This is a genomic window from Vibrio sp. FF145, from assembly GCF_041439075.1.
Taxonomy (GTDB): Bacteria; Pseudomonadota; Gammaproteobacteria; order Enterobacterales; family Vibrionaceae; genus Vibrio; species Vibrio tasmaniensis_A.
Genome location: NZ_JBGONH010000089.1, coordinates 1 through 8,251, shown reverse-complemented (window position 1 = coordinate 8,251; position 8,251 = coordinate 1). Strand labels below are relative to the sequence as shown.

At 44.9% G+C, this 8,251-nt stretch carries 5 protein-coding genes and 2 tRNA genes; 3 read left to right on the top strand and 4 right to left on the bottom strand.

What is annotated here, in order from left to right:
- Positions 1-76 precede the first annotated feature (76 nt).
- Genes ACED42_RS21090 through ACED42_RS21080 form a run of 3 tightly spaced genes read right to left on the bottom strand, consistent with a single transcriptional unit; the run spans position 77 to position 4,953 of the window.
- Positions 77-3,199: a multidrug efflux RND transporter permease subunit gene (locus ACED42_RS21090; RefSeq protein WP_009848084.1), complete on the bottom strand. Its 3,123-nt coding sequence runs from the start codon at positions 3,197-3,199 to the stop codon at positions 77-79.
- Between the two features lie 11 nt (positions 3,200-3,210).
- Positions 3,211-4,317, bottom strand: coding sequence for an efflux RND transporter periplasmic adaptor subunit (locus ACED42_RS21085; protein ID WP_009848083.1), 1,107 nt, complete (start codon positions 4,315-4,317; stop codon positions 3,211-3,213).
- An 18-nt stretch (positions 4,318-4,335) separates the two neighbouring features.
- Entirely contained in the window at positions 4,336-4,953 is a 618-nt protein-coding gene (locus tag ACED42_RS21080) for a TetR/AcrR family transcriptional regulator (protein ID WP_017096411.1), read from the bottom strand.
- Between the two features lie 151 nt (positions 4,954-5,104).
- Between ACED42_RS21080 and rep the strand changes: the two genes are divergently transcribed.
- Positions 5,105-7,123, top strand: coding sequence for a DNA helicase Rep (rep, locus tag ACED42_RS21075; protein ID WP_012602966.1), 2,019 nt, complete (start codon positions 5,105-5,107; stop codon positions 7,121-7,123).
- An 86-nt stretch (positions 7,124-7,209) separates the two neighbouring features.
- On the opposite strand, the gene ACED42_RS21070 is transcribed toward rep, so the two are convergent.
- Positions 7,210-7,623: a cytochrome c5 family protein gene (locus ACED42_RS21070; protein ID WP_371704021.1), complete on the bottom strand. Its 414-nt coding sequence runs from the start codon at positions 7,621-7,623 to the stop codon at positions 7,210-7,212.
- 297 nt (positions 7,624-7,920) lie between these two features.
- On the opposite strand from ACED42_RS21070, the gene ACED42_RS21065 reads away from it, so the two are divergent.
- Positions 7,921-7,997 (top strand) — tRNA-Arg (locus ACED42_RS21065).
- A gap of 47 nt (positions 7,998-8,044) precedes the next feature.
- Positions 8,045-8,120, top strand: a tRNA-His gene (locus ACED42_RS21060).
- The last annotated feature ends 131 nt before the right edge of the window (positions 8,121-8,251 follow it).

Here is an 8,251-nt window from a genome sequence, read left to right as displayed (position 1 = left end):
ACTTCTTCTTGAAGATAAAAGCGGCTTTCCCCGGAAAGCCGCGATGAACCTTTTTATTGTTATTACGACTTAGTGATTACTTATTATCAGCTAATTCTCTGTGCGCTGCTTTTGCTTCATCGACGCGAGCTAGTTTTTCTAGGTCTTTGTCTTCAACAAATACAGGTAGAGGTTTGTGTTTTTCAGCTAAGTAACTGTAAATCACTGGCAGTACAAATAGCGTGAATAGAGTACCAATTGCTAAACCAGCAACGATTACGATACCAATACTGAAACGCTGAGCCGCACCCGCACCACTTGCGTACATCAGTGGGATTAGACCCGCGATCATCGCAGCCGTTGTCATCAGGATTGGACGAAGACGAACCTTCGCTGCTTCCATTACCGCTTCAATACGAGTTTTTTGATTGTGCAGCTGCTCTTCTTTCGCAACCTCACAAATCAAGATACCGTGCTTGGTAATCAGGCCGACTAAGGTGATCAAACCAACTTGCGAGTAGATGTTCATCGTTGCCGCGCCCCAAGCCAGAGCTATTAGGGCACCACAGATCGCCAGTGGTACAGATACCATGATAACCAGTGGGTCTTTCAGTGATTCAAACTGAATCGCCAATACCAAGAAGATGATTGCCAGAGCTAAACCAAAGGTCGCGTAAAGTGCGCTACCTTCTGTTACGTATTGGCGTGCTTCACCCATGTAGTCATGGTTGTAGCCACTTGGAAGCTTATTCGCTGCCGTGTCTTCAAACCATGCAATTGCATCACCCATTGCAGCGCCTGGAGCCGGTACCGCACCAATCGTAGCCGAGTTCAATTGGTTGAAGTGAGGAAGAGAGCGAGGCTCTGCCACAACATCAATCGTAATCAAACTGCCTAGTGGTACAGCGTTGCCGTCTGCAGCACGTACGTAGTAGTTGTTCATTGATTCTGGGTTCAAACGGAATTTACGTTCAACTTGAGGAATTACCTCGTAAGAACGGCCATTCAAGTCGATACGGTTTACGTAGCCATCTGACATCATGGTACCGAGCGTGATACCGATATCTTGCATGGTCACACCGTATGCGCCTGCTTTATCCTTGTCGATGTTGATCTTCATGGTTGCTGAGTCGTAATTCAGGTCGAGATCTGAATATACGAACAACGGGTTTGAAGAGACATCAGCCAGAATGTCTGTGGTAATTTGGAACAAGCTTTCAAAACTGTTTGGCGTTGTTATAACAAACTGAATTGGAAGGCCTGAACCAGCACCGGGTAGTTCTGGCATTTGGAATGCAGTTACCGCCATTCCTGGAACATCTTTCACCAAATTACCAACGCGGTTCGCTACGTCTGATTGGCTTGCTTCACGTTCGCTCCAAGGAACCATCGACGCAATACCAAATGCTTGGTTTGCATTTGGCACACCTGTAAATACCTGTGCGTAAGCAACTTCTGGTTGATCAGACAGAATCTGGTTTACGTCGTTCATGGTATTTTGCATGAAGTCTAAGTTTGCATTCGACGGTGCAGTACCCATCAACATGATTACACCTTTATCTTCTGAAGGTGCTAGCTCACTAGGGATGAATTTGAACAACAACGGTAAACTTGCAAATACGATGATAGCAAAACCAATAAATACTGGACGATGTTGCATTACCGCACCAAGCATACGCTCGTAACGGTTAGTCATGCCATCTAGCACGCTATGAACTTTCTGCTCAAACTTGCTTGGCTCAGCGTGAGCTTTCAGCATTTTCGAACACATCATTGGCGAGAGCGTTAGTGCCACAATGCCTGATACGAAAACCGAACCCGCTAGGGTTAATGCAAACTCTTTAAATAGCGAGCCTGTAATACCACCCATCATCGCAATTGGAGCATATACCGCACCTAGCGTTAACGTCATTGCGATAACAGGCACCGCAATTTCGCGGGTACCGATAATCGCTGCACGGAAAGGGGACTCGCCGAGCTTGATATGCCTGTCGACGTTTTCAAGTACTACGATCGCATCATCTACCACTAGACCGATGGCAAGTACCATTGCAAGTAGTGTCATTAGATTCCAAGAGAAACCCATTGCCTGCATTACCATTGCCACACCAATCAAAGACAGTGGGATAGTAATAATAGGGATCAGTACCGCTCGGAATGAACCTAAGAATAAAGTAATCACGATCAATACGATTAATGCCGCTTCAAGGATAGTCTTAATAACCTCTTGAATTGACTCGTTAATCGCAATAGTTGAATCGTACATGACGTTCATTGAGATGTTGCTTGGTAGGTTCTTCTCTAGTTGAGGAAGAAGTTCCAGTACATCAGCTGCGATGTTGATTGGGTTCGCACTTGGCGCCGCATTGATCGCGGCTACAACCGCCTCTTGGCCGTTAGCACTTGCTCGGTAAACATCGTGACTTTTCTCAAGAGAAACTTTCGCGATATCGGATAGGCGAATGATCTCACCTTCTCCGCTTTTCACGACTAGATTCTCTAGTTCTTCAGTGTTTGATACCTGAGTATCGGCACTGCCGTTGTAAAGCACGAACTCACCGGTCGCTTGACCCGTAGCTGATTGGTAGTTGTTAGCGTTCAGTACCGTCATTACATCAGATGCAGTCAGACCAATCGCCGCCATTTTTGATGGGTCTAGCCATACGCGCAGTGCGTATTTCATACCACCATATAGGTCAACTTTAGATACACCATTAACCGTAAATAGCTGCGGGTTGATTACACGCTCTAGATAGTCGGTAATTTGGCTCGATACCAATTCGTCACTGGTAAAACCAATATAGAGTACAGCGGTTGTTGAACCGGTAGACATGGTTACGGTTGGATCTTCAGCCTCTTTAGGTAGCTGAGAACGTACCGAGTTTGTCTTGGCCAGTATGTCAGACAATGCCGCATTCGGATCGGTGTTCAACTTCATGTTCACGGTAATCGTAGATTTACCTAGCACAGAAGAAGATGTCATATAATCGATATTATCCGCTTGAGCCACAGCCTGTTCGAGGGGCTGGGTGATAAAGCCTTGGATAAGATCGGCACTTGCACCGTAGTAACCAGTTGAGACTGTCACCACGGTATTCGTCATTTCAGGGTATTCACGCACCTGCATTTTGAAGATTGCTTGTAAGCCAAGCAGAGCAATCAAAAAGCTGATGGATACCGCTAGAACTGGACGTTTAATAAAAACATCAGTAAAGCGCATTGTGCCTCCAGTTACAGCTTAGGTGTTTCAGATGGTGGAGTGATTGCATCACTTTCAACAACTTTAACTTTGGCGCCGTTACTTAGGCGTACTTGGCCAGAAGTTACAACTGTATCGCCAGCTTTTACACCATCAAGGATGTGTGCAATATCAGCCGTACGCTCACCTACTTTTACAACATGTTGAGCAACACGCTGAACTCCGTCTTCTTCAGTTAAGATGTAAACATTGTCACCATATAGAGTGAAAGTAATCGCTGTTTGAGGAAGAGTAACTTGGTTCTCTAGCTTAGGCAGAATGATGTTAGCACGAGCGAACATACCGCTACGAAGCTTGCCATCATTGTTTGGAATATCTGCTTGAACTTGGATAAGACCACTTTGGATGCTTACTGCTGGTTCGATTGCACTGATAGAACCTTCAAATGGCTTCTCTGGGTAGGCATCAACAAAGATGTCGATAGCTTGACCCACATGGATGCGAGAGATATCAGTTTGAGAAACCGTGAAGCGCAGGCGCATGACACTGGTATCTTCTAAACGAACGATATCCGTACCTGATTGCAGGTATTGACCTAGGTAAACGTTACGAATGCCCACTTTTCCATCGAAAGGAGCACGAATTTCACGACGTTCGATAGATGCTTTTAGGCTTTCAATATCAGCAGATAGAGAGTAGAAGTTTGCTTCTGCTTCATCGTATGCTTCTTTAGAAATAGAACCTTTCTTAAAAAGACCTTGGTAGCGTTTGTATTTTGCTTTTGCCGCAGGTAGGCGAGCTTCAGAGCTCTTTAGATTTGCCTTTTCTACGCCAGAATCAAGACGAACAAGAAGTTGGTCATTTTTAACATCAGTACCAGAACCAAAAGATATTTGGTCAATAACACCGCTGGTTTCGTTCGCTAGTGTTACACCTTGGTTAGGTTCGATGAAGCCGATAGCTTCGATCACAGGAACCCAGTCGATAGGTTGAACTTCTGTTACCGTTACTGGAAACTCTGGCTCAGGTCGGTTAGCCATAAACTCAGCAATTTTTTGTTGTTTAAACATGTTAAACCCAATAACGCTGCCGAAAAGTAGTACAGCGATGAGTAACATGAAGAAAGTCCACTTTTTCATTCTAGTTAGAACTCCAAATTAGTGTGTAATAATCGCATCCCAACTTGCTTCAATCGCCGCTTCAATGGCTTTTTTATCAAGTTGGTAATATCCAAGAGATTGCTTACGGGCCAGCGTGACACTGACTTCTAAGCTAAGTGCTGCTAAAACAGGGTTTTCTAGAGGCTTAAACACCCCTTGCTCTCTACCTTCAGTAAAGAGTTGATCTATTTTGTGGAACATTTTTCGTTCAATCTCTTTGGTCTCATGGCTGCGAATACAAGGTAAAGAGTCGTATTGAGCTCTATTCTTTAAATTGCAGATGTTTGATCCCGAGAGCTCGAAAATGTTGAGCCACATTTTTCTAAATCGTTCTTTTAGACTCATCGAATCTTCAACGCCTTGCTGAATTAAACCAGCATTCCGTTGAGTGACAGCTAAGCGAACTTGTTGTAATAGTTCTTCTTTGTCTGAGAAGTAGCGATAAATAGTTCCTGCCGCAACTCCTGCTTCTTTAGCTAGTTTATGCATAGAAAGCCCGTGAAAGCCTGATTCAGCAATCAGTTTTTCGGCGGCATCTATAATTTGTTGTCTTTTATCTATCATAGAATAAGAACCAGACAGTGATAATATACTCACTAATGAATGAACGTTCATTCATTATAGCCTAAGACCCACACATATGTGCAACATAGTTTTTCATATGTGATATAAAATTCTTGCATAAGAGAGCGTAGCATTCGTGGTGTTGCAGCATTATTATAGGCGCGCAATTGAATTCGCTCCGATAGACCAAATTGAGAACCAAATGAAACTGAACCCAAGACAAGATGAAGCCGTGAAATATGTTTCGGGCCCCTGTTTAGTATTAGCAGGCGCTGGATCTGGTAAAACACGTGTTATCACGAATAAGATTGCTTACTTGGTTCAAGAGTGTGGTTACAAGGCACGCAATATTGCAGCGGTAACTTTTACCAATAAAGCGGCACGCGAGATGAAAGAACGTGTGGGGCAAACTCTGGGTAAAGGTGAATCAAAAGGCCTGATCGTTTCGACTTTTCATACCATGGGCTTAACTATCATTCGTCGTGAATACAAAGCGCTGGGTCTGAAAGCGGGCTTCTCTCTATTTGATGACCAAGACCAGTTGGCGCTATTAAAAGAGCTAACAGAGAGACAGATCGATGGTGATAAGGATCTGCTGCGTGCTTTAATGAGCACCATTTCGAATTGGAAGAATGACATGCTGACGCCAGATCAGGCGAAAGCTCGAGCTCAAGGCGAACAAGAGCAGTTGTTTGCATTCTGTTTTGAGATGTACCAGAAACAGATGAAGGCATACAACGCGCTCGATTTTGATGATCTGATTGCGATGCCAGTATTACTTCTGAAAACCAATCAAGAAGTGCGCGAGCGCTGGCAGTCTCGTATTCGCTATTTACTTGTCGATGAGTATCAAGATACCAACACCAGCCAATATGAATTGGTGCGTCTGCTTGTGGGAGAGCGTGGTCGTTTGACGGTCGTAGGTGACGATGACCAATCTATTTACTCATGGCGTGGTGCAAAACCGCAAAACTTGGTGCTGTTAGGTGAGGATTACCCGAACTTACGCTTGATCAAACTAGAGCAGAACTACCGCTCAACGAGTCGAATTTTGCGTGCAGCGAATATCTTGATCGCTAATAACCCACACGTTTATGAAAAGTCACTGTTCTCTGAGATCCCGGACGGTGAAAAGCTCAAGGTACTGAATGCTAAGAATGAAGAGCATGAAGCAGAGCGTATTACAGGTGAGATCATCGCTCACAAGTTTTTGAACCGCACTGAATATAAAGATTACGCAGTGCTGTACCGTGGTAACCACCAATCTCGCTTGATTGAAAAAGCGTTGATGCAGAACCGTGTGCCTTACAAAATTTCTGGCGGTACGTCTTTCTTCGCTAGAGCTGAGATTAAAGACATCATGGCTTACCTCCGCGTGTTGGTGAACCCTGATGATGACAACGCGTTTCTACGTATTGTAAACACACCACGTCGTGAGATAGGCCCGGTGACGCTTGAGAAGTTAGGCAGCTACGCCAACATGCGTGGCAAGAGCTTGTTTGAAGCGAGCTTTGAGATGGGTTTAGAGCAAACTTTGACTGGTCGTGGTTTAGAAAACCTGCGCCGTTTCAGCGATTGGATTGTTCGTATTTCTGATAATGCTGAACGTGGCAATACCGTTGAGGCTGTTCGCTCTTTGGTTCGTGATATTAACTATGAAGATTGGTTGTACGAAACCTCGGCAAGCCCGAAAGCTGCAGAGATGAGAATGAAGAACGTTTCTGATCTTTATAGTTGGATCGTTGCTGACCTTGAGGGTGACAACTACGACAAAGAAGAGAAGACCCTACGAGAGGTGGTTCAACGTTTAACGCTACGTGACATGATGGAGCGTGGTGAAGATGATGACGATGCAGACCAAGTTCAATTAATGACATTGCATGCATCGAAAGGCCTAGAGTTTCCGTATGTGTTCCTGATGGGAGCCGAAGAGGGTATCTTGCCACACCAAACCAGTGTCGATGAAGGTAACGTAGAAGAAGAACGTCGTCTTATGTATGTAGGGATTACTCGAGCGCAGAAAGAGCTGACCTTCACTAAGTGTCGTGAACGTCGTCAGTATGGCGAATTGATAAAGCCAACACAAAGCCGATTCCTTGATGAACTGCCGCATGAAGATGTGGAGTGGGAAAGCGTGAAGAAGCCTCAATCCGCAGAAGAACGAATGGAGAAAGGGCAGGCACACATTGCCAACATTCGTGCGATGTTCAATAAGAAGTGATGTTTGGCTCTAAATCGAGACCAATAAAAAGGTGACCATGAGGTCACCTTTTTTGAATTTGGTATTTTTAATTACAGATCGGCAAATTACAGGCCGGCAATCATGTGCTCGATAGCATCTTTGATTTCGTCGTCGGAACAGTCCATACATGAACCTTTCGCTGGCATAGCATTGAAGCCGTTGATTGCGTGGTCAGCTAGGATGTCGCGACCTTGGGCAATACGAGGACCCCAGTCACCAGCATCTCCTGTTTTAGGTGCGCCACTTACGCCAGATGCGTGACAAGCGATACAAAAGGTACCGTAAACTGCTGCGCCATCACGAGGGCCTGTTGGTTCTGCGGTTACTGGCTCGCTGCCGACTAGGTAAACTTGGCCAACTGGTTTGATGCGTTCAGCAATAGCATCTTGCTCTGCTTCGCTTAGGCCTGAAGCCATAGCGCCAGTTGAAAAGGTTAAAACTGCGATGACAACGCTTAAAATTCGACGAGACATATCCATTAAACTCACTTTACATTCCCAAGGTAAGTACATGCTTACCAATTTATAGTGTTGGAAGGGTGTTTTGGCTTTATCAGCAAAGAGCAACTGTTAAACCAATGTAAATAATGGGTGATTATATCCCGATAAGTTGTTGCAATAAACAACAACTTATAAGCTGCGGTGGGTTGTAGTACTCAAATAAGGGGTTTATCACATATTAACTGTCGAAAAAGAGACCAAACAGAAAAAAAAGTTAAAAAAGTACTAGACGGCATAAGGTGATATACGTATTATTCCACTCCGCCGACAGGGCATGCGCCTGTAGCTCAGCTGGATAGAGCGTTGGCCTCCGGAGCCAAAGGCCGAAGGTTCGAATCCTTTCAGGCGCGCCATCCGGTCTCTTACTTAGGTAAGTGAGAATTGGCAAAAAGAAATAATGGTGGCTATAGCTCAGTTGGTAGAGCCCTGGATTGTGATTCCGGTGGTCGCGAGTTCGAATCTCGTTAGCCACCCCATTCTTTCTTTACAAAATATCGGTAGCTTCGGCTTCCAGTGTTGATTCATTATTCCCAAGAGTCGATACGAAATTAGTCGGTGAATAGCGCAGCTTGGTAGCGCATCTGGTTTGGGACCAGAGGGTCGGGGG

Bases quoted from the DNA above. Each gene is read 5' to 3' on its own strand.
- ACED42_RS21090 (WP_009848084.1), bottom strand. From the start codon at position 3,199: ATGCGCTTTACTGATGTTTTTATTAAACGTCCAGTTCTAGCGGTATCC.
- ACED42_RS21085 (WP_009848083.1), bottom strand. From the start codon at position 4,317: ATGAAAAAGTGGACTTTCTTCATGTTACTCATCGCTGTACTACTTTTC.
- ACED42_RS21080 (WP_017096411.1), bottom strand. From the start codon at position 4,953: ATGAACGTTCATTCATTAGTGAGTATATTATCACTGTCTGGTTCTTAT.
- rep (WP_012602966.1), top strand. From the start codon at position 5,105: ATGAAACTGAACCCAAGACAAGATGAAGCCGTGAAATATGTTTCGGGC.
- ACED42_RS21070 (WP_371704021.1), bottom strand. From the start codon at position 7,623: ATGGATATGTCTCGTCGAATTTTAAGCGTTGTCATCGCAGTTTTAACC.